This is a genomic window from Burkholderia sp. CpTa8-5, assembly GCF_017815045.1.
GTDB lineage: Bacteria > Pseudomonadota > Gammaproteobacteria > Burkholderiales > Burkholderiaceae > Burkholderia > Burkholderia sola.
In genome coordinates this window covers 81,708-102,231 of record NZ_JAGIQD010000016.1, presented here as the reverse complement: position 1 = coordinate 102,231, position 20,524 = coordinate 81,708, and the positions used below count along the sequence as shown (strand labels likewise).

Below are 20,524 nucleotides of genomic sequence, written 5' to 3'. Positions count from 1 at the left end.
CTCTCCGTTCAAACCCAATACCGGCGTTCCAGCCGATTCTTCAGGCGCGTCCGTACCGCGCACGGGCGAAACTGACAAAAAAGTCATGTTCGCGTCAGGGTGCCAACGGGTGCCGCACGCCATCATGGCGTTGCCGGACCGCGCTTCCGGTACATCGCCCCCCGCCCGCTCCGGATCCCGAGCGGGCACCTCCGTCCCCCGGCGATGTATCCCGTGACTGGGCGAGCAGACACGGTGTGCGGGCCGATTTTCCGCCCCGGGCTTCTTGTCCGGGGCTTTTTGTCTTTGGTTTTCCAAGAAAATAAGCGTCGATTGTTTCTAAATCGGCAAAAGGTAATTCGAGCCGGACAGGATGTTTTTTCCGGTCACAGACGCTTACATTTAGCGCACCACTCATGGAAACCCCTACGGATTCCCCCTTGGGTAGTGACACCCACTGCCATGGCCGAACCCGCACGGGCTTTAGGAAACGGCAAAATGAAGGCCTCCCAATCCCTGCCTGCGCTCGATCCCGCCGACGTCCACGTCGAAATCCTCGAACGTTCCGATACGCTGCTCGTCGTCCGCTGGGTCGAACCCGGCCGCTGTCATTACGGCGAACAACGCTGGCGCCGCCGCTTCGCGCAACGCACCGGCACCTGCGCGCTGTCGCGCCAGGTCATCCACCGCGGCGACGAAGTGTTCCGCCCGGCCGAGCGCCCGGCCCCCGCGAACGCCGCCGCCATGATCTCCGCCGCCGAGGTGCTCGCGCTGGCCGGCGGCAGGTAACACCCGCCGGTCCTGCGCCGGGCTCGCGGCGCCACGCCCTGAGCCCCGAACCCCTAGAAGCGCCGGTCTAATTCCTCCGCTTGTCTGCTCCGTCCGCCCGCACTATCGTTACACCAATCAATGTAACGATTAAGTGCCGCGGCCGACCGGCCGCGCCGATGGAGGCAGACATGCATGCATGGAGCGCGCGCCACGTCCCGGCGCAAGGCGGCAAGGTCGCGGTCGTGACCGGCGCCAACAGCGGCCTCGGCTGGCATCTCGCGGAAACGCTGGCCGCGAAAGGCGCGACGGTCGTGATGGGCTGCCGCGACGGCGCACGCGGCGCGCAGGCCGCCAACGCGATCCGCCGGCTTCATCCTCATGCACGCGTCGAAGTCGATCCGCTCGACCTCGCCGATCTCGCATCGATTGCACGCTTCGCGGCCGACGTCGGCGAACGCCACGGCCGCGTCGACATCCTCTGCAACAACGCCGGCGTGATGTTCCTGCCGCTGCGGCACACGCGCGACGGCTTCGAGATGCAGTTCGGCACCAACCACCTCGGCCATTTCGCGCTGACCGGCCATCTGCTGCCGGCGCTGCGCGCCGCGCACCGGGCGCGCGTCGTCACGATGTCGAGCGGCTTCAACCGCGGTGGCCGGATTCGCGTGGACGACCTGCGCGCCGCGCAGCACTACAACCGTTATCTCGCCTATTGCGACAGCAAGCTCGCGAACCTCGTGTTCGCGATCGAGTTGCAGCGCCGCTTCGCGCGCGCGGCATTCGCGGGCATCAGCGTCGCCGCGCATCCCGGCTATGCGGCGACCAACCTGCAGTTCGCGGGCCCGGCGATGGACCGCTCGCCCGCCCGCGCCGCGTTGATGCGCGCCGCGAACCGTTATCTCGCGCAACCGGCCGACCAGGGCGCGCTGCCGGCGATTCATGCGGCCACGTCGCCCGATCTGGCCGGCGGCGCGTACATCGGCCCGTCCGGCTGGTTCGAATCGCGCGGGCTGCCGGCGCCGGCGAGCGTGCCGCGCGCGGCGCGCAGCGTGGCGGCGGCGGCGCTGCTGTGGGAAGCATCGGAAGCCGCGACCGGCGTGCGCTTCCTCAGCGCCGGGGCACCCGCCGGCCGCTCGCCGGGTCGGCCGCTCGATACGGCGGCCGAAGCGCGCTGAGTCGTGCGCCGGCGATCGCAATATTCCTCATACTTATTACGCTGACCGAAAAGAAAGCCCGTTGAAAGACTGATGCGCCGCCGCACTGTTACCGGCCAGGAAACAATTTATCATCAAAATCAGCGTTTACCCTGAACCCGCCGGTGACTAAGATTGGATCACTCGCTCAAGACATGGTGTCGGGAGCGAACCCAATAAAACACCGGAGGTCACCATGAAATCGCTCGTTTCCGCAGTCGTTGCCGCTGCCGCCCTGTCCGCTTCGTTCGGCGCATTCGCTCAAAGCACCGTGACGCGCGCTCAAGTGCGCAACGAACTGGTCCAGCTCGAACAAGCCGGCTACAAGCCGGGCGTGTCGAGCCCGTACTACCCGAACGACATCCAGAGCGCCGAAGCGCGCGTTCATGGCGCCGACACCAGCGGCTACGGCGCACAACCGGCTCCGCTCGTCCATTCGGGCGCGCCGGCAGCCGCTTCGTCGAACGCACGCGACTCGATCTTCTTCGGCCAGTAAGCCGATGCGCCCCCGGCGGGCGCCGCGCGTCGCGCGATGAAGTCACGCAGTCCGGACGAGCCCCTTCGCGGGGCTCGTCCGTTTTGTGAAACGCATACCTCCGCCGCCCGGCAGCGGGTGGCTTCGCCCGGACGCCTGGCGTCCGGGTGCTTTTTCCCCAAGAGGTCGTGCGTGAAGACGCCGTGTGTGTCGATCAGCGCGCAGCGTCGGCCGGCACCGCCCGCGACAACACGCGCCACCGCGACAGCAATTCGTCGCGATCGACGTAACAGCCCTGCAAATGCCGGCGGCCCGTCGACGGATCGAACTCGGTGCGCGCATGCAGCACGCGCCGGTTGTCGAACGCCCACATGTCGCCGGCCCGCAGCCGGCGCTGCACGCGAAAGCGCGGCTCGCGCGCCAACGCGAGGAACCGCCGGTACGCGCGATAGACGGCCGCGACCGAGCCGGCCGGCGCATCGAGCGGCCCGCGCAGGAAGTTCGCGACGCGCACTTCCGTCACGTTGCCGCGCGCATCGCGCCCGATCACCGGCGCCGAACAGCGGTAGTCGCTGTTCGCGCTCTTGTTCCAGAACTCGAACGGCGTCGATGCGAGCTGCTCGAAATCGTCCGGATGTTCGCGCCGCAGCGCGTCCGCGAGCGCGAAGCCGTCGAGGAAGATGCTGTCGCCGCCCGTCGCGTCGTTCGCGAGGCAATGCAGGAATTGCACGCCCGGCTGCAATTCGCGCGTCGGCAGGTCGGTGTGCGGCGGAAGATTCAGCGACGTATACGCATTGCTGTCCGGGCGCGGCTTCGATTCGACGTCGAACAGCACGCCGAAATTGCTTTCGCGGATCAGGCCGACGCGGCGCGCGACCTCGTCGACGCGGCCCCGCTCCGCCGGCACGCCTTCGACGAGCGTCAGCCCCGTGCGCTGCAATGCGCCGAGCCATGCGAGCAACGCGTGATCGTCCTCCATCACGTCGCGCCACGCGAACACGCCGATCGCCGTCGCATCGTCGCCGGTCCATATGTGCCGCCCGTGCGCGGCCACGCGCTCCGCGCGCGACGCGTCGTCATATGCATGCGCACGCAACCAGCCCGGCGACCACGCGCTGCGGTGTCCGTCGTTCCATTCGACATGCAGCGCGCCGTCGGTTTCGACGTGCACGGTAAGCGCGGACAGATCCTCGCGCGCATCGGCGATCTCGAAGACCTGTTCGCGCGTGATCGCATGCACGCACGCGGAACACGCGCAATTGTCGCGCAACCAGTCGAAATGGAACGGCGATCGTCGCGCGTCGCTCCATTCGACGTCCACCTTGCCGTCGCCAATCGTCGCCGCCGCGATCGCCGCGTCGGCCGAAAATGTCCGCCAGTCCTCGATACGGTGTTGCGCTGCCGCCTGCATCGTTGCCTCCCGGAAAACGCCCGCTACGCGTGTGGTGCGAGCAAGAACCTGCCGACCATCCGGTGCATCCGTGCGGCCTGCGGGCTCGTCCCGAGCGCGCGCCAGCAGCCGTGCACCAGCCCCTCTCCCATCCAGTAGTTCGCGACGCCGCCCGCCGCGCGAACCCGTTCGACGTACACGCGCGCATCGTCGCGCAGCGGATCGTGCTCCGCGCCGATCGCGAGCACCGGCGGCAAGCCGTCGAACCGCCCGGCTTCGAGCGGCACCGACGCGCGCAGCAACGGGTTGCCGTTTCGCAGCACGTCGGCCAAGTCACCGCCCCAGTACAGCGCGCGATAGCGATGCACGTCGTCGAGCGTCAGCATCGGCGCGTGCGCTTCTGTTTCGCGCGCGGGCGACTGCGGTTCGAAACCGAGCATCGGATAAACGAGCGCGATGCCGTCCACGCTGCCTTCGCCCGCATCGCGCAGCGCGGTCGCCACCGCCGCCGCGAGCATCCCGCCCGCGCTGTCGCCCGCGAGCGTCAACGGATGCACGCACGGCCCGAACGACCAGCGTGCATCGCGCGCGGCACGCGTGACTGCCACGCAATCCTCGAGCGCGGCCGGCGCGCGGTGTTCGGGCGCGAGGCGATAGTCGACGGCGATCACGTCGAGGCCCGTATCGGCCGCCAGTTGCGCGGTGATCAGCGCATGGCTGCCGAGCGAGCCGACGACGAAACCGCCGCCATGAAAAAACAGCACCGTGCCGCGCGGCGTGCCGTGCGCGGACGTATAGCGCCGCAGCGCGATCGCGCGGCCGTCCGGCGCGCGCCACACGGCGTCCTGCTGCACGATGCCGGCGGGCAGCGCGGCCGGCGTCCATTCGGCCGCGAAGCGGTCGTACAGGCGGCGCTGCTCGTCGGGCGAACGCGCCGCCGCATCGGCCGGATACCACGCGTCGACGGCCGCGACGAACGCCGCGATTTCCGGTTCGAGCATCGTGTACGCTCCGCGGTCGAAGACCGAAGGTAGAAGATCGTGAAATGAAGCGCGCCGCTAGCGGCGCGGCGGCAGCCCGATCACGCGGCCCGCATAAGCCGGCGCCGCGCACTCGCGCTGCAACGCATGCAGTTCGGCCACGCGCGCGGCCACGTCGTCGTCGAACGGTGCCGATTTCGCACCGTCGCGCGTATCGACGTGCAACAGCATCTGCTCGCTCGCCGATACCGCGTCGTCATGCCCGTCGGCGAACAGTTCGAGATACAGGTGCATGCGCTTCGCGTCGTGCGCGAGCACACGCGCATCGACGCGCACCGGCGTACCCTCCTTGATCTCGCGCAGGTAGTTCACGTGCGCTTCGAGCGTGTAGACCGAGCGCCCTCGTTCGCGACGCGCGGCGTCGTCGAGGCCGATGCGATCCAGCAACGCATCGGTCGCGAAGCTGAAGATCAGCAGGTAGAACGCATCGCGCAGGTGGCCGTTGTAGTCGACCCATTCGGGCCGCACCACGTCGCGGTAAATCGTCAGCGGGGTATCGCCCGTCATCGCCTGTCCTTTATTCGTCGAATCGCATCCCGTGCCGCGCCTTCACCGCGGCGATCGATTTCAGCACCTCGGTGATGCACTCGTCGCGATAGCGTTCGAGCTCCTTGATGCTGCGCGTGCCCTGCTGTTCGGTCGTGCCTTCGACGACGCGGTCGATCAGTGCGTCGGTCAGCGTCGGCGCGACCAGCTTCGTCCACGGCAGTTCGAGCGCAGGGCCGAATTGCTGCATGAAGTGTCGCATGCCCGCATCGCCGCCGGCCAGCGTGTAGGTCAGGAACGTACCCATGAACGACCAGCGGATGCCCGCGCCGAAGCGGATCGCATCGTCGATCTCGCCGGTCGTCGCGACGCCTTCGTTGACCAGATGCAGCGCCTCGCGCCACAACGCTTCGAGCAGACGGTCCGCGATGAAGCCCGGCACTTCCTTGCGCACGTGCAGCGGCCGCATGCCGAGGGTGCGATAGACCTCCATCGCGCCTTCGACCGCTTCCGGCGACGTGCGCGCGCCGCCGAGCACCTCGACGAGCGGCAGCAGGTAGACGGGGTTGAACGGGTGGCCGACCACGCAGCGCTCCGGATGCGTCGCCCGCGCGTAGAAATCGGTCGGCAGCAGGCCCGACGTCGACGACGCGATGATCGCGTCGGGCTTCGCCGCGCGGCTGATCTGCTCGTGCAGCTCGAGCTTTAGCGCCTCGCGCTCGGGCGCGCTTTCCTGGATGAAATCGGCATCGGCGACGCATGCTTCGATCGTCGACACGAACCGCAGCCGCGCGGGATCGGCGCCCGGCGCGAGGCCGACGCGTTCGAGCGCGGGCCACGCGTTCGCGACGCTCGCGCGCAACCGCGCTTCGGCGCCCGGCGCCGGGTCCCACACAACCACGTCGAGACCGTGTGCGAGCGCGCGGGCAATCCATCCGCTGCCGATCACGCCGGTGCCGATCGCGGCAAACGTGTTGATGTCGGTCTTCAATGCCATGTCAACGCATCCTTAGAATCAGGGGAAATCGGTGGGGGGTCTCGCGTGCGCGCAGGCCACCCTGTCATGTCAGTCAGTCGGCGAAAAACTCACGCGAATTCGGCGAGCGCGCGACGTTCGAGCGGACGTTCGCCGCGCGCCGGCAGGCCGAGCTTGCGGCGGCCTTCGGCCGGCGTCAGCACGCGGCCGCCGAGCCGTTCGACGATCTCGCGGGCGCGCTCGACGAGCGTGCCGTTGGTCGCATGCACGCCGCGGTCGAGCCAGATGTTGTCCTCGAGACCGACCCGCACGTGGCCGCCGAGCAGCATCGCCTGCGCGACCATTGGCATCTGCATGCGGCCGATCCCGAAGCCGGCCCAGTGCGCGCCCGGCGGCAGGTTGTCGACCATCGCCTTCATCGTGCCCGTGTCGGCCGGCGCGCCCCACGGAATGCCGAGGCACAGCTGGAACAGCGGCGGACCGTCGAGCAGCCCTTCCTTCAGCAACTGCTTCGCGAACCACAGATGGCCCGTATCGAAGATCTCCAGCTCCGGCTTAACGCCGAGTTCCTGGATGCGTTTCGCGCCGGCGCGCAACTGCGCGGGCGTCGACACGTAGATGTAGTCGCCGTCGCCGAAATTCAGCGTGCCGCAGTCGAGCGTGCAGATCTCGGGCAACAGCTCCTCGACGTGCGCGAGGCGCGTGAGGCCGCCGACGAGATCCGTGCCCTTGCCGAAGCGCATCGGGTCCTCGCCCGGGCCGATCTCGAGATCGCCGCCCATGCCGGCCGTGAGGTTGATGATCACGTCGACGTCGGCCGAGCGGATGCGGTCGACCACTTCGCGATACAGGTTCGGGTCGCGGCTGCCGCGCCCCGTCTGCGGATCGCGCACGTGGCAGTGGGCGACCGTCGCGCCGGCCTTCGCGGCTTCGATCGCGGCGGCCGCGATCTCCTTCGGCGTGACCGGAATCGCCGGATGCTTGCCGACCGTATCGCCCGCACCGGTGACCGCGCAGGTGATGATGACTTCGTGATTCATGATGGGTGCCTCGCTTGATTCGGGTTGTGTCGCATTGCTAATGGCATAGGGGCGCGGGCCGTTACAGCCCGAGATACGCCTTCACCGCAGGCAGGCCGTCCTTGCCGTCGAACGTCTTGACGCCCGCGAGCCACGGATCGAGCACCTGCGGGTTCTTCTTCAGGTACGCCTTCGCGGCATCGGCCGGCTTGGTCTTGTTCATCACCGTCTGCATCAGCTGGTTCTCGAGCTGCGTCGAGAAGCGCAGGTTCGTCACGAGCTTGCCCGCGTTCGGGCAGCGCGCGATGAAGTCGGGCGCGGTGAGCGTGTACACGCGCGCTTCGCCGTAGTTCGGGCCAAACGCCGCGTCGCCGCCGGACAGGTAGTTCATGCTGAGCTGGATGTTCATCGGATGCGGCTCCCAGCCGAGGAACACGACCCACTTCTTCTCGCGGGCCGCGCGCTCGACCGTCACCAGCATCCCGGCCTCGCTCGATTCGACGAGCTTGAAGCCGCCCAGCCCGTACTGGTTCGTGTCGATCATTTTCTGGATCGTCGCGTTCGCGCTGCTGCCCGGCTCGATCCCGTAGATCTTGCCGTCAAGCTCCGCACGGTGTTTCGCGATGTCGTCGAAGGTCTTCAGGCCGGCCTGGTACGCGTAGCTCGGCACCGCGAGCGTCGCCTTCGCACCGGACAGGTTCGGCGGCTCGACCACGTTGATCGACTTGCTGTCGAGGAACGGTTGCAGCTGCTTCTGCTGCACGGGCCACCAGTAGCCGAGCGACACGTCGAGCTGCTTGCTCTTCAGGCCGGCGAACGAAATCGGCACCGATGCGATCGTCGTGGTCGGCTTGTAGCCGAGCGCCTCGAACACCGTCGACGCGAGCGCGGTCGTGGACGTGATGTCGGTCCAGCCGATATCCGCGAAGCGCACGGTGCGGCAGGTCGCGGCATCCGTTTCGGCCAGCGCGGCTTGCGTGAACGCGCCGGTCGCCAGCACGGCCGCGGCAAGCGCGGCGATCTTCGTCGACTTCATGGTTCGGTTCCTCCCGGTTGGTCTCGCGGCAGCCGGTGCGCGGAGTGTGCGCCGGCCTGCATCGTGGGAGTAAAAGTAACGAGCCATATTCGCCGCGAGAAGACCGTCGGCGACCTGTTCTTGCCTGTTTGCGACTATGAGTGGAAACCACTATGTTTCGTCTGAGGCTTGACGGACGGGGGTTTCGGGTTTCTCCGGGGAGCGCCGAGATTGCCCGGATGCGGCGCGCACCTTTCGATTCCGCCATGGCCTTGCTGACGGATTTCCGACAGGTCGCCGGAGGCCGTGGGCCGGCCCTATGCTGGCAGTCGCCGAGCGATCGCGCGCGGCCTGCCCGTTGCCGTGCCGACTCGTATCGTCCGGCCGTTGCGCGTCGCTCGAACGGATGCGGACGGACACGGCCGGCCGTCGCGATGTCCGTCTCCGGTCTTTCCGCCAAGGAACACCATGATGCTTGCCGCTTTCTTCGTCGTCGCCCTCGTCGCCCTCGTCGTGCCCATGCGCCGCCGCGTGATGCGCAGCGCCGATGCGAAACTTCGTGCGCAATTCGATGCGGAAGGCCCGCGCGGTGACGCGTCGCGCCGGTTGATGCACGATGCGGGGTACCGCGTCTGAATATCGACGTCGGGCCCGGTGGCGATGCGGCGCGTTCAGCCCGCCGTCACCACCCGCACGAACGCGTCCGCGAGCACCGTCGACTCGATCGGCAACACCAGCGCGCACACCGATCTCGCATCCTCGTCCGGAATCGGCACGAACACGACGCCGTCGATCCCGATGCTCGCCATCCGCGCCGGCACGATCGCCACGCCGTGGCCGGCCGCGACGAGATTCAGCATCGACGTCTTCGGCGACACGATCCGCGCGGCCGACGGCACGAAGCCGCGCTTCAGGCACAGATCGATCACGACGCGCGCGAGGCCGCCCCGCTCCCGATACACGGCCGAGACGAACGGCTCGCGCCGCAACCGCGCGATCGCGACGCGCTTGCGGTGCGCGAGCGGATGATCGGCCGCCACCGCCACGCACAGGCGTTCGGCCGCCAGCTCGACGAAACGCACGCGTGCATCGCGCCGCAGCACCGGCAACCGGACGATCCCGACATCGGCCTGGCCGTTCGCGATGTCCGTCACTTGATCCTCGGACGACGCGCGGTCGAGATCGATGTGCGCGCCCGGACAATCGCGCATGAAGCGGTCGAGATCCGGCATCAGGCTGCTGACGGGCACGGTACTGGAATGCAGCAGCCGCAGCACGCCGGCCTCCCCGCGCGAGAACTGCGCGCCTTCGTCGGCGGCCGCCATCAGCGTGGCCGGGATCGACGCCACGCGTTCGCGGTAGAGCGCGCCGGCCGGCGTGAGCCGCACGCCTCTCGGTTCGCGGTCGAACAGCAGGAACCCGAGTTCGTCCTCGAGCTGGCCGATCTGCCGGCTGAGCGCCGACTGCGCGACATGGAGCGCACCCGCGGCCGGCGTGAAGCCGCCGAGGTCCGCCACGGTCAGGAAATACTGGATTTGCCGGAGTGATGGCATGCCGAAACGAGATGGATGAGCGCCAGATTCGATATTTGTGTTATACCGGCGCGCTGCGCAGAATGAAAGCCTTCCGTGCCCGCACCACCGTGGCGGCCACGCTTTCGGAGCGTTCATCTTCGTGACTACCGTCCTCTCTTATTTGCTGGTCGTGGCGGCCGGCATCAGCGTTGCGTTGCAGCAGGTGCTCAACGCGAACCTGCGCACGCAGATCGGTTCACCGTGGTGGGCCGGGTCGGTCAGCTACGTCGTCGGCCTCGCCGCGATGCTGGCGGTCGCGCTGCTGTCGCCTCACCCGCGCGTGAGCAGCGCGTTGTCCGGTGCGGGGTCGTGGTTCAGCTGGACGGGCGGATTCTTCGGCGCGGTATTCGTCGGCGTCGCGATCCTGATGGTGCCGCGATTGGGCGCGGCGACGACGCTCGCGCTGATCGTCGTCGGGCAGATGACCGGCGCGCTCGCGTTCGACCATTTCGGCGTGCTCGGCATCCCGCAGCATTCGGCAAGCGCGATCCGCATTGCCGGCGCGGCGTGCCTCATCGTCGGGGTCGTGCTGATCCGCGCGTGACGGCGGCGCGTGCGTGGCCGATACGCCGGCCGCGCACGCACGCGCCGCGACGCTCACGCGTAGTTCATCATCACCGACTTGCTCTCCGTGTACTGGTCGATCACCGCGCGGCCGAGTTCGCGGCCGAAGCCCGACTGCTTCATCCCGCCGAACGGCAATGCGTTATCGAGCAGCGAATGGCAGTTGACCCACACGGTGCCCGCGGCAATACGCGGGACCAGCTTGTGGATAGACGCCAGATCGTTCGACCAGATGCTCGCGCCGAGGCCGTACGGCGTATCGTTCGCGAGCTGCACGGCCGTATCGACGTCGTCGAACGGCATCGCGACGAGCACCGGCCCGAAAATTTCCTCGCGCACCACGCGCATCGCCTGCGTCGTATCGACCAGCACCGTCGGTTCGACGAAGAAGCCGGGGCCGTCGACCGCGCGGCCGCCCGCCGCCGCGCGCGCGCCCTCGCCGAACCCCGAGTCGATGTAACCGCACACGCGCTCGCGCTGCTTCGCCGACACGAGCGGGCCGATCTGCGTCGCCGGGTCCATCCCGGGGCCGATCTTCAGACTCGCGGCGAGCTTCGCGACGCGCTCGATCACGCCGTCGAACACCTTCGCGTGAATGTACGCGCGCGAACCGGCCGTGCACACCTGCCCCTGGTTGAAGAAGATCGCGTTCGCGACGCCCTGCGCGGCCCTGTCGAGGTCGACGTCGGGTAGCACGATCACCGGCGACTTGCCGCCGAGTTCCAGCGACATCCGCGTCATGTTGTCGAGCGCCGCATGGCCGATCGTCTTGCCCGTCTGCGTCGACCCGGTAAACGCGATCTTGTCGATGCGCGGATCGCGCGACAACGCCGCGCCGGCCGTGTGACCGTAGCCGGTGACGATATTGACGACGCCGTCCGGGAAGCCGGCCGCCTGGATCAGCTCGCCCAGCCGCAAGGCGCTCAGCGGCGTGTCTTCGGCAGGCTTCAGCACGACGGTACAGCCCGTCGCGAGCGCCGGCGCGATTTTCCACGCGGCCATCAGCAACGGAAAATTCCACGGGATGATCGCACCGACCACGCCGACGGGTTCCTTGCGCGTATAAGCGAAGATCTCGCTGTCCGGCAGGTACGGCATGCCGGCGTCGATCACGCTGCCTTCGATCTTCGTCGCCCAGCCGGCCATGTAGCGGAAGCACTGCGCGGCCATCGCGACGTCGAGCCCCTGCGCGACCGTCACCGGCTTGCCGTTGTCGAGCGATTCGATCTCGGCCAGCTCGCGCGCGTTCGCTTCGATCAGGTCGGCGAGCACGAGCATCAGGCGCTCGCGGTCGGTGGTCTTCGCGGTGCGCCACGGGCCAGCATCGAATGCACGGCGCGCGGCGGCGACCGCCTGCTGCACGTCGCGCTCGTCGGCTTCGGGCACGTGCGCGATCACGGCGCCGTCGGCCGGGTTCACGACATCGAGCTGGCGGCCCGACGCGGCGTCGCTCCATTCGGCGCCGATCAGCATCTTCTTCGGCTTCGCGAGAAATGCACGCGTCGCGCCGAGCAGCGCAAAGGTTTCGTTCGTCTCCATGTTCCTGTTTCCCTGATTCGTTGAGTGAGTCGGTCAGTAGCGCTCCGTGACGCCGTCGATCCCGCGCGCCTGCAACGCGCGGACGAGCCCGGTGCGCACGGTCGCGACGTCGGACAGCGCGGGGCGGCGGTGCGCGGCGACTTCGGCAGCCGTATACGGCTTGAAGTCGCGCGGCAGCGCGTCGCGGTTCATCGTCGTGAGCACCCAGTTCAGCACGTCGGCCAGCTCCCGATCCGACAGCGCCGAGTTAGACGCACCGGGCACGCGCATCACGTACTCGCGCCCGGCCGGCAAATGCGTGAAATAGCCGAGCGAATTCGCGAGCGGCGGCACCTTGCCGGGAATGCCGCCGCCCGTCGCCGTGTGGCAACCCATGCAGTTGAGCACCCAGTGCTGCCGTGCGAGCGCGGCATCGGCCGCGCCGTCGGCCTGTGCGGGTGCGGACACGACGAACGCGCAGGCCGCGGCGCCCGACAGCAGCAGCCAGCACGACAGGCGACGCGGCAGGCCGCCGAACCGCGATGACGGCGACGCGCACCGCGTGCCGTGCACGGACGCGCGCACGCCGTTCACAGGCCGAGCCCCTTGATCACCACCGCGCGCTGCGCGTGCACGGCCGTGCCGTCCATCTGCTTCGCGCGCGCCGCGCGGATATCGGCCGCGGTGAACGGCTTCGCGTCGCCGTGTTGCGCGTTGAGGTCGAACACGACGTAGTTCAGCACGTGCGCGATGTCGTCGTCGCTCGCGCTCGCGAACGACGGCATCTTGAAGTTGTAGCGCTTGTCGTGCACCTCGATCTCGCCGAACATGCCGTGCAGCAGCGTCGCGATCAGCTGCGCCCGGCCGGCTTCCGCCGCCGCGTACTTGCCCGGGTACTCGGTCAGCGGCGGCGCCAGCCCGTCCTGCCCTTTTCCGCCCGCCTGGTGACACACCGCGCACTGTGCGTCGAACAGGCTTTTTCCGGCCGGGTGATGCACGGCTTCCTGTGCGCCGGCCGCGCCGGGTAATGCGAAGGTCCCCACGGCCGTCATGCATGCAACGACGATCCTTCCTGCCTGCTTCACTTTCATTGCTTAGCCGCCCCTAGCAGAACCGAAACCGAACAGTGGTAATTCGAATTACCGTTCGCCATGCACCAGTTGATGTCGTTGTTCAGCGACAGCTTGTACAGCGGCTTCTCGCGCTCGTTGCGGTTGCAGAAGCACTTGCCGCACGAGGTCTTGCCGCAGCAGTCGTTGTACGACACGATGTAGTCCGAACCGTCGTGCGGATTGCGGCAGGTGCCGATCCACGTGATCGGCGACGGCGTCGTGCCCGGCGGGCAACTGCTCGACGTGCCGCCGCAGCAGCTGCAAAGCCAGCCGTCGATCGCGCAGTATTTCCAGTAGTCGCAGCTCGTCGGGTCGTCGCTCGCGCCCGCCGCGGCGGCGCCGGATGCACCCGGCGCCGCCGATGCCCCGGATACCGCATCGGCCGCATACGCGGTGCGATCGACGGGCAGCAGCGGCAGCAGCGCCGACCCCACCAGCACCTTGCCGAGCTTCGCCATCGCGCTGCGCCGCGAACTGTGCTGCGCGACGCCGCGCGCCGACCGCTCGAACCATGAATCAAACACGCCCATGTCGTCGTTCTCCAATGACGTTGAAAAAGGTCCGGCCGGTCATGCGTGCTGCGCGTGCGCGTCGTGCGCATCGTGGCTGTGATCGCCGTGCACGAACTGCTGCAGCGACGCGACGCCGCGCTCCTTCGCCTCGAACAGGCTCTCGAGGTGCTCGCGCGTGTTGACGAGCCCCTTCGCACGCACGGCGCCCGTTTCGTCGAGCAGCACCGCATACGGCAGCTTGCCGATCTGGTACGCAAGGCCGAGCTCCTGCGACAGCACGTACGGGAAGCGCCCGAGGTCGTGCTTTCGCGCGAAGCGCGCATGTTCGTCGGCATCGCCGTCGCTCGCGAGCACGATGTTCACCGGCGTCGCCTCGCTGGCCTGCAGCGACGGCAGCAGCGGCAGCAGCTTCTTGCAGACCGGACACGTCGGCGACAGGAAGAACAGCAGCGTCGCCTTGCCCGCTGCATCGATGCCGCCGACTTTCACGTGCGAGCCGCGAATGTCGGTCAGTTCGAACGTCGGCGCGATCGTGCCGACCGCCGGCCCCTTGTCGATCATCAGCGCGCCGGCCGGCATGATGCGTTCGTACAGGATGCCGATCTGGCGCACCAGCGCGAGGCAGATCGCGCCGAGCGCGAGGACGGCCACCCACAACAGGGCGGTGGAAACGGTAAGAGCGGTTTGCATCATGAATTCCTCAGATGAGAAAGGCGCGGGACGTTGGCGAGCAGCACGTCGACGGTGAGCAGCGCGCAGACGATAAGCAGCACGGAGAAGAACAGCGTCAGGTAGTCGAACCACACGACGGCGCGCGTGCCCGGCTCGACGAACGCGGTCGCGGCCAGCGCGACGAGCAGCAGCACGCGGCCGACATGGAGCCAGCCGATGCCGCGCGGCGCGTCCGCACGGGCGGCGGTGAAGCCGGAACAGCCGCAGTCGATGTCGGTGTGGCCGCGCAGCAGGTTGATCGCGAGGCCGGCCGCGAACGCCAGGAGCAACGCGATCAGGCCGGTCGCGCCGGCCGCGCGCGTGTCGGGAAACAGCAGCGCCACGGCGGCGACGACTTCCGCGAGCGGAATCGCGAACGCGACGGGCGCGGTCAGCGCATCGGACAGCAGCCGGTAGCCGGCGAGCGCGTGGCGAAACGCGGCGGGGCGGCGCATCTTCGCGAAGGCGCCGAGCAGCACGACGGCGGCCGCGCCGGCCTGCGCGCTGGTGGCGAGTACGGGATCGACGGTCATCGCGGCCTCACGGGTTGACGAGCAGCGACGACGTATTGCCGATCTGCTTGTCGACGTGCCGCAGCGTGCCGGTACGCGCGTCCATCACGACGAGATCGGAGGTCGCCGTCAGCCCGTAGAACAGCGGCTTGTCGTCCTCGCTGATCTGGATCGACACGAGCGGCTCGACCTTCAGTTGCGCGAGATCCCAGCGCGCGACGCGCTGCTTCGTCTTCAGGTCGACCACCCACACCTGCGTACCGGGATCCTTGTGCGAACCGTCGGCGCCCTTGTGCATCAGCACGTAGTAACGGTGCTGCTTCGCGTGCACGGCCGTCTGCTGCAGGCCGCCCGGACGCCAGCCTTCGGCGCGCTCGGCGTCCGTCAGCAGTGGCCACGGCGCGCCGAACGCCGGCTTGTCGCCGCTGAAATCGGCGCTGCGCACAGTGCCGCCGTACGTGGTGAACAGATAGCCGCCGTTGTACCGCGACGCGTTCACGAACGCCGGATCCTTGTCGACGTCGATGAACGCGTCCGACATCGTGCGCTTCGTTTCCTTGCCGTTCGCATCGAGCGTGACGGTCAGCGCCTTGCCGCTTTCGCACAGCGCGGTGAAGCGGTCGTTGCCCGACGGATACGCGAGCACGCACGCAGCCATGTCGATCTCCGACAGCACCTGCTTCGAGACGGCGTCGATCACCGTCACCGACGCGGCCGGCGTGATGTTCGCGACGTACAGCCGCTTGCCGTCGGCGCTGAACGCGGTGTTGTACGGCGACGGCACATGCTGCCCGTGCTTCGCCGGAATCACGATCTCGCCCGCGTGATCGAGCGTCGTGTTGTCGATCATCTCGACGACGTCGGTGCGCGTGCCGTGCGAGCCGCGCGAGAAATAGGTCGTCGCGACGAAGCTCGTCTTGCGGTCGGGCGAGATCGCGAAGCCGGGGGCGAAGCCGCCGTCGATCTGGCCGAGCAGCTTCTTCGCATCCGCGTCGTACACGTGGATGCGCCCGTCGGTCATCGACGGCATCGAGATGTCGACGACATAGACCTCGTGCGGATGCCACGGCGGCATCTTCTGCACGACCAGCTCTTCGGGTTTTTCCGTCGCGTTCGCGCTGCCGGCCGATGCCGCCGCCAACGCCAGCGTCGCCGCGAGCGCCGCGGTTCGTCGCCTTGTCCTCATGCCGCCTCCAGTGGGGAATTCACGTTATGTGGGGCGACTGTAGTTCGACAATAAATCCCGTCAGCACCCGGACCGGCAACGCGTACGTGCCGATTCGGGATATTGGAAATGCGCGTGAAAGCCTCGCTGTACCGCCCCTTCCGACCCTCTGAAACATGCACACGGAATAGCGCTGCCCCGTATTGCGCCGACTATTCGGTCGGTTTAATCTTGCGCGGTTCGAACGATCGCCGGAGGGGCCGTGCTCGCGTTTCATCAGAGGTTCGACGACGCAGACCGGCATGCCGAGGCGCTGCGCGGCTGGAATCAGCGTTACGACCAGATCGGGTCCGGCGCGTATCGCAGCGCGGTCAAAAACGCGGTGTTCGACGGCGCGCAACTGTTCCAGGAAGCGGCGAACGTGCGCATCATCCAGCGCGGATGTTTGCCGCACGGCCATACGGTGTTCGGCATGCCGCTCACCGGCTCGGGCACCTTCGCGTTCGGCGATGCGCGCCTCGAGCGCGGCACGATCGTGATGGCGCGCGGCGGCACGCCGTTCGAACTCCATTCACCCGACGACATGTCGCTGATCGGCGTGGTCGTCGAACCCGAATTGATGCAGCAGATCGAGGATGCGGCCGACGTGCGGCTGGACGCACGCGCGCTGCGGCGCGGCGTCGTCGAGGTGCCGGTCGCCGCGCGCGACCGCGCGAGCATGCAGCTCGCGACGCTGCTCGAACGCGTGCTGTCGGCGCCCGATGCGTTCGACGCGGCACCCGCGCAGCACGCGCTGCGCGCCGACGTCGGCAACGTGCTCGTCGATCTCCTCACGTACCGGATGCCCGAGCCGTCGAACCGGCTCACGCATGCCTGTCACGCCGACATCGTGCGCCGCGTGCACGACTACGTGATCGAGCACCCGGAAGCGCCCGTCGACATCCTGAGCCTGTGCACGCAACTACGCGTGAGCCGGCGCACGATGCAGAACAGCTTTCAGTCGGTCGTCCAGACGAGCCCGCTCAACTACACGCGCGCGCTGCGCCTCGCGCAGGTCCGACGCCTGCTGCTCGACACGCGGCAATCCGACCTGCCGATCAGCGAAGCGGCCGCACGCTGGGGCTTCATGCATCTCGGGCATTTCGCGAACGCGTACAAGGCGCAATTCGGCGAATTGCCGTCGACGACGGCGCGCCGGACGGTGCGTGGTGCAAAAACGCGCTGAGCGCCGGCAAAAACCGCGATAATCCCGGCTTGAACGTTCGGCGCACTGCGCGCCAGCCCGCGCGGCGCGCGGCGCCCCCCTGCTTCCACCCGACGCCCCGATGCCCGAGGATTTCCACTTCCTGCTGCTGCCCGGCTTCTCCGCGCTCGGCTTCATGTCCGCGGTCGAGCCGCTGCGCGTCGCGAACCGCTTTCGCACCGAGCTGTATCGCTGGCACGTGATCAGCGCGGACGGCGCGCCCGTCGCCGCGAGCAACGGCATTCCGGTCGCCGCCGAAGCCGCGTGCGCGGACGTCCCGCAGGTCGATACGGTGTTCGTCGTCGCCGGCTTCGATCCGCTCGTGTGCTACACGCGCACGCTCGGCGACTGGCTGCGCCGCCAGCACCGGCACGGCGCCACGCTCGGCGGCATCGATACGGGCAGCTTCGTGCTCGCGGAGGCCGGGCTGTTCGACGCGTCGCAATCGCTCACGCTGCACTGGGAAGCGCTGGCCGCGTTCCGCGAGCGCTATCCCGGCCTGAACGCGACGCAGGAGCTGTTCGAGATCGACGACCGGCGCATCACGTGCGCGGGCGGCACCGCGTCGATCGACATGATGCTCGACCTGATCGGCCGCCGGCATGGCGCCGATCTCGCGGCCGCAATCTCCGAGCAGTTCGTCGTCAGCCGCATCCGGCAGCGCTCGGACAGCCAGCGGCTCGAGATCGCCGCGCGCTACGGCGTGCACAACCGCAAGCTGATCCAGGTGATCGGCACGATGCAGCGGCACATGGAGAACCCGCTCGGCTCCGACGCGCTCGCGCAAGAGGTGTCGATCACGCGGCGCCAGCTCGAACGGCTGTTCAGCGCGACGCTGAACGACACGCCGACGCACTTCTACCTGAACCTGCGCCTCGATCGCGCACGCGAACTGCTGCAGCAGACCGACATGAGCATCACGTCGGTGTGCGTCGCGTGCGGCTTCGAATCGCCGTCGCATTTCTCGCGCACCTATCGCGCACGATTCGGAATGAGCCCGCGCAGCGACCGGCGTGCGACGCGCTGATCGTCTCGGCTTTTGATCACAATCCGGCGCGGTATTGCGCGTTCCGGCGGCGTTTCCGTCCGTTCGCTGAACAATGTCGGCAACTGGTCGACGAACCGAAGCGGTCGTCGAAAATAATCTGGAATGTCGTTGAAAATATTCTGTAACATACCAAAAAAAGTTAGATAGGCAGCCTAACGATACGCCTGCTGCATCTCGCGCGCGTCGCGCCACGCAGGCTGCCCACCGATATCACGATCGATCCGAGGGGTATGACATGACGATGCTCGATTCGCCGTCGCCGCACCTGCCTGCCGTTCGCTTCTCCTCCGCTTCGCCTGCCCGCTTCTTTTCGACCTGACATTTAGCGCTCCTTAGTCAGTCGACATTCCCACACCGCTTCGCCGCACCGGTTCCATCGAACCGGCGCGCGGGCCGTGTCGTGCCTGCTCGCCACGAGCGCGCGGGCGTGTCCAACCGTTGAGATGAGGATCACGTATGCAGACATCACGCAAAGCATTGCCGCTCGCCCTGGGTCTCGTGCTCGGTTTCGGCATCGTCGGCGGCACCCAGGCCGATACGAAAGTGTCGAATCCGCAGGCCGCGAGCCTGCGCGAAAGCCTGACGCGCGGCGTCACGCCGCCGGCCGCGAAGGCCGACACGGCCGCCGGGCAATTCCGCGCGGACGGCGTCGCCGTCACGCTGTACAACCCGGCCTATCGCGTCAAGAAAGCTGCCGCGACGCCCGCCGCCACCGCGCGCGACTTCGTCGCGTCGCAGGCGGCGCAGCTCGGGCTCGACGCGGCCGCGCTCGCGAGCCTCGTCGTCACGTCGGAGCGCAACGACGCCGACTTCACCGTCGTGCGCCTGCAGCAGCAGGCCGCCGGGCTGCCCGTGTACGGCAGCGACATCGCGGTGACCGTCGCGAAGGACGGCCGCATCCTGTACGTCGCGAGCAACACGATCAACGGCGTGGTCGCGACGACGCGCAAGTCGCAGGCCGTCGACCAGCAGCAGGCGCTCGACCGCGCCCGCGCGTATCTCGGCGTGAGCGGCTTCACGCATCTCGACGCGCAGCTCGTCGCGTTCGTCGACAAGGCCGGCACGCACACCGCGTGGAAGGTGCGCGGCCGTCCGCAGGACGGCCCGAAAGGCGACTGGGAACTGCTGATCGACTCGGCAAGCGGCGAAGTGCTGCGCGCGGAGGACAAGGCGTTCTACGCGACCGACGGCACCGGCTTCGTGTTCCGCCCCGATCCGCTGTCGCCGACGAAAAGCAGCTACGGCAGCACCGGCTACAAGGACAGCAACGACGCCGATTCGACGCAGCTCGCGGCCGCGCGCGTGCGCGTGACGCTGAAGGATCTCGCGCAGTCGGGCACGCGCTACACGCTGACGGGCCCGTACGCGTCGTGCATCGATTTCGATGCGCCGCTCGACAAGGCCTGCCCGTCGCAGTCCACGCCCGCGTTCGAGTTCACGCGCGGCAACCTGTATTTCGAGGCCGTGAACGTGTACTACCACATCGACACGTTCCTGCGCTACGTGAACCAGACGCTCGGCATCAAGGCGCTGCCGTACCAGTACACGGGCGGCGTGCAGTACGACCCGCACGGCGAATCGGGCGACGACAACTCGTCGTATTCGTCGAGCAGCGGCCGGCTGACGTTCGGGCAAGGCGGCGTCGACGACGCGGAAGACGCGGACGTCGTGATCCACGAACTCGGCCACGGCATCCACGACTGGGTCACCAACGGCGGCCTGTCGCAACAGGAAGGCTTGTCGGAAGGCACCGGCGACTATCTCGCCGCCGCGTACAGCCGCGACTTCAACCAGTGGAGCCCGTCGGATGCGCAGTATCACTGGGTCTACAACTGGGACGGTCACAACGAGTTCTGGGGCGGCCGCGTGACCAACTGGAACGTCGGGCGCACCTATGCGCAGGCGCGCGGCGCGGAGATCCACACGGCCGGCCAGTACTGGGCGTCGTGCAACCTCGTCGCGCGCGACGCGATCGGCGCGCAGGCGATGGACAAGGCGTTCCTGAAGGGGCTGTCGATGACCAACAGCTCGACCAACCAGAAGGCCGCCGCGCAGGCCGTGCTGACGGCTGCCTCCGCGCTCGGCTACAGCAGCGCGCAGCTCACCGCGATCGGCAACGCGTACAACAAGAGCTGCACGTACGGCGTGACCGTTCCGCAGAAGTCGTAATACCGCCGCAGGCGGGAGCGCATCGCACGACCTGCGGCGCGCTCCCTTCATC

Annotated in this window: 22 protein-coding genes; 8 read left to right on the top strand and 14 right to left on the bottom strand. The window is 68.0% G+C overall.

Annotation, left to right across the window (positions count from 1 at the left end):
* Nucleotides 1-477: 477 nt before the first annotated feature.
* The 3 genes from J8I35_RS23130 to J8I35_RS23120 all read left to right on the top strand — a co-directional run bounded on the left by J8I35_RS23130 (nt 478) and on the right by J8I35_RS23120 (nt 2,439).
* Nucleotides 478-768, top strand: a complete 291-nt coding sequence (locus tag J8I35_RS23130) for a DUF3331 domain-containing protein (RefSeq protein WP_048243381.1) — start codon at nt 478-480, stop codon at nt 766-768.
* A 170-nt stretch (nt 769-938) separates the two neighbouring features.
* The gene (locus tag J8I35_RS23125) at nt 939-1,925 is read left to right on the top strand and encodes an oxidoreductase (RefSeq protein ID WP_209927043.1); all 987 of its coding nucleotides are present in this window, start codon (nt 939-941) and stop codon (nt 1,923-1,925) included.
* A 214-nt stretch (nt 1,926-2,139) separates the two neighbouring features.
* The gene (locus J8I35_RS23120) at nt 2,140-2,439 is read left to right on the top strand and encodes a DUF4148 domain-containing protein (RefSeq protein WP_050012329.1); all 300 of its coding nucleotides are present in this window, start codon (nt 2,140-2,142) and stop codon (nt 2,437-2,439) included.
* A gap of 193 nt (nt 2,440-2,632) precedes the next feature.
* Here J8I35_RS23120 and J8I35_RS23115 read toward each other — a convergent pair whose 3' ends face one another.
* The 6 genes from J8I35_RS23115 to J8I35_RS23090 all read right to left on the bottom strand — a co-directional run bounded on the left by J8I35_RS23115 (nt 2,633) and on the right by J8I35_RS23090 (nt 8,365).
* Nucleotides 2,633-3,829: a TauD/TfdA family dioxygenase gene (locus J8I35_RS23115; RefSeq protein ID WP_209927038.1), complete on the bottom strand. Its 1,197-nt coding sequence runs from the start codon at nt 3,827-3,829 to the stop codon at nt 2,633-2,635.
* Between the two features lie 23 nt (nt 3,830-3,852).
* On the bottom strand, nt 3,853-4,809 hold the full coding sequence (locus J8I35_RS23110; RefSeq protein ID WP_209927032.1) for an alpha/beta hydrolase: 957 nt from the start codon (nt 4,807-4,809) through the stop codon (nt 3,853-3,855).
* Between the two features lie 57 nt (nt 4,810-4,866).
* Nucleotides 4,867-5,355 carry a thioesterase family protein gene (locus J8I35_RS23105; protein ID WP_050012326.1) on the bottom strand — a complete coding sequence of 163 codons (489 nt, stop codon included), beginning with the start codon at nt 5,353-5,355 and terminating at the stop codon, nt 4,867-4,869.
* Nucleotides 5,356-5,365: 10 nt separating this feature from the next.
* Nucleotides 5,366-6,331 (bottom strand): L-carnitine dehydrogenase, encoded by a 966-nt coding sequence (locus J8I35_RS23100; RefSeq protein WP_209927025.1) that lies wholly within the window; start codon nt 6,329-6,331, stop codon nt 5,366-5,368.
* An 89-nt stretch (nt 6,332-6,420) separates the two neighbouring features.
* Nucleotides 6,421-7,350, bottom strand: a complete 930-nt coding sequence (locus tag J8I35_RS23095) for a 3-keto-5-aminohexanoate cleavage protein (protein WP_209927020.1) — start codon at nt 7,348-7,350, stop codon at nt 6,421-6,423.
* 61 nt (nt 7,351-7,411) lie between these two features.
* A complete protein-coding gene (locus J8I35_RS23090; RefSeq protein WP_209927018.1) occupies nt 7,412-8,365 on the bottom strand; it encodes a choline ABC transporter substrate-binding protein in 954 nt (317 codons plus the stop codon).
* A 447-nt stretch (nt 8,366-8,812) separates the two neighbouring features.
* Between J8I35_RS23090 and J8I35_RS23085 the strand changes: the two genes are divergently transcribed.
* On the top strand, nt 8,813-8,980 hold the full coding sequence (locus J8I35_RS23085; RefSeq protein ID WP_160300498.1) for a hypothetical protein: 168 nt from the start codon (nt 8,813-8,815) through the stop codon (nt 8,978-8,980).
* A 35-nt stretch (nt 8,981-9,015) separates the two neighbouring features.
* Here the strand turns inward: J8I35_RS23085 and J8I35_RS23080 are convergent, their stop codons facing one another.
* Nucleotides 9,016-9,897, bottom strand: a complete 882-nt coding sequence (locus J8I35_RS23080) for a LysR family transcriptional regulator (RefSeq protein WP_209927012.1) — start codon at nt 9,895-9,897, stop codon at nt 9,016-9,018.
* Between the two features lie 121 nt (nt 9,898-10,018).
* On the opposite strand from J8I35_RS23080, the gene J8I35_RS23075 reads away from it, so the two are divergent.
* Nucleotides 10,019-10,462, top strand: coding sequence for a DMT family transporter (locus J8I35_RS23075; RefSeq protein WP_209927008.1), 444 nt, complete (start codon nt 10,019-10,021; stop codon nt 10,460-10,462).
* Between the two features lie 53 nt (nt 10,463-10,515).
* Here J8I35_RS23075 and J8I35_RS23070 read toward each other — a convergent pair whose 3' ends face one another.
* Genes J8I35_RS23070 through J8I35_RS23040 form a run of 7 tightly spaced genes read right to left on the bottom strand, consistent with a single transcriptional unit; the run spans nt 10,516 to nt 16,033 of the window.
* On the bottom strand, nt 10,516-12,021 hold the full coding sequence (locus J8I35_RS23070; protein WP_209927004.1) for an aldehyde dehydrogenase family protein: 1,506 nt from the start codon (nt 12,019-12,021) through the stop codon (nt 10,516-10,518).
* 33 nt (nt 12,022-12,054) lie between these two features.
* Nucleotides 12,055-12,594: a cytochrome c gene (locus J8I35_RS23065; RefSeq protein ID WP_209927003.1), complete on the bottom strand. Its 540-nt coding sequence runs from the start codon at nt 12,592-12,594 to the stop codon at nt 12,055-12,057.
* The gene (locus J8I35_RS23060; protein ID WP_209927002.1) at nt 12,591-13,091 is read right to left on the bottom strand and encodes a cytochrome c; all 501 of its coding nucleotides are present in this window, start codon (nt 13,089-13,091) and stop codon (nt 12,591-12,593) included. Before J8I35_RS23060 ends, J8I35_RS23065 begins: the two co-directional genes overlap by 4 nt.
* The gene (locus J8I35_RS23055) at nt 13,088-13,642 is read right to left on the bottom strand and encodes a methylamine dehydrogenase light chain (protein ID WP_209927001.1); all 555 of its coding nucleotides are present in this window, start codon (nt 13,640-13,642) and stop codon (nt 13,088-13,090) included. The genes J8I35_RS23060 and J8I35_RS23055 overlap by 4 nt, the downstream gene beginning before the upstream one ends.
* 39 nt (nt 13,643-13,681) lie before the next feature.
* The gene (gene mauD / locus J8I35_RS23050; protein ID WP_124555546.1) at nt 13,682-14,317 is read right to left on the bottom strand and encodes a methylamine dehydrogenase accessory protein MauD; all 636 of its coding nucleotides are present in this window, start codon (nt 14,315-14,317) and stop codon (nt 13,682-13,684) included.
* Nucleotides 14,314-14,868 carry a MauE/DoxX family redox-associated membrane protein gene (locus J8I35_RS23045; protein WP_050012316.1) on the bottom strand — a complete coding sequence of 185 codons (555 nt, stop codon included), beginning with the start codon at nt 14,866-14,868 and terminating at the stop codon, nt 14,314-14,316. Before J8I35_RS23045 ends, mauD begins: the two co-directional genes overlap by 4 nt.
* Before the next feature lie 7 nt (nt 14,869-14,875).
* Nucleotides 14,876-16,033 (bottom strand): amine dehydrogenase large subunit, encoded by a 1,158-nt coding sequence (locus J8I35_RS23040; protein ID WP_209927000.1) that lies wholly within the window; start codon nt 16,031-16,033, stop codon nt 14,876-14,878.
* Nucleotides 16,034-16,274: 241 nt separating this feature from the next.
* Between J8I35_RS23040 and J8I35_RS23035 the strand changes: the two genes are divergently transcribed.
* From J8I35_RS23035 to J8I35_RS23025, 3 genes are all read left to right on the top strand, one after another.
* Complete coding sequence (locus J8I35_RS23035; protein WP_124555543.1) at nt 16,275-17,237, top strand: helix-turn-helix domain-containing protein; 963 nt, start codon at nt 16,275-16,277, stop codon at nt 17,235-17,237.
* Between the two features lie 100 nt (nt 17,238-17,337).
* Nucleotides 17,338-18,282 (top strand): GlxA family transcriptional regulator, encoded by a 945-nt coding sequence (locus J8I35_RS23030; protein ID WP_050012313.1) that lies wholly within the window; start codon nt 17,338-17,340, stop codon nt 18,280-18,282.
* A 477-nt stretch (nt 18,283-18,759) separates the two neighbouring features.
* Complete coding sequence (locus J8I35_RS23025; RefSeq protein WP_209926998.1) at nt 18,760-20,472, top strand: M36 family metallopeptidase; 1,713 nt, start codon at nt 18,760-18,762, stop codon at nt 20,470-20,472.
* Nucleotides 20,473-20,524 lie beyond the last annotated feature (52 nt).